Annotated in this window: 1 protein-coding gene; it reads left to right on the top strand. The window is 39.0% G+C overall.

Translation table 11 applies throughout. The annotated features are described in order from the left end of the window. Positions 1–77 precede the first annotated feature (77 nt). Positions 78–385, top strand: a 308-nt coding sequence (locus tag A33M_RS23385; RefSeq protein WP_157223629.1) for a RepB family plasmid replication initiator protein, incomplete at its 3' end; no start/stop codon positions are given.

Consider the following 385-nt stretch of genomic DNA (forward strand, 5'->3'; position numbering starts at 1 on the left):
GGGGTTCAATGTAAGTTTTACGCAACTCTTGTAATAGACGTTTGTAAGTTATCGTTTTATTACTTACATTTGAATCCATGAAAACAGCAGATACAACTTTAGCACAAGCAAACGCCCTTACTCAAGCACGCTACAACTTTACAGCTGTTGAAAAACGGGCGGTTTACTTCATCATCAAGGAAGTAAGAAGGCAGTTTATTGAGACAAACACAGGCCAAAAAGACCTGTTTAACGACCTTGTAGTTCATCTCGAAACAAAAAGCCTGCAAAAGACGGATTCCAACCTTCGAGACATCTATACATCTCTTCGAAGCTTGCGGAAAAAATCAATCTACATCGAAGACAACGACCGGGTTTTAGATGTTGGATACATCAACTATTTTGA

It is taken from the genome of Rhodovulum sp. PH10, assembly GCF_000293785.1.
Lineage (GTDB): Bacteria > Pseudomonadota > Alphaproteobacteria > Rhizobiales > Xanthobacteraceae > Rhodoplanes.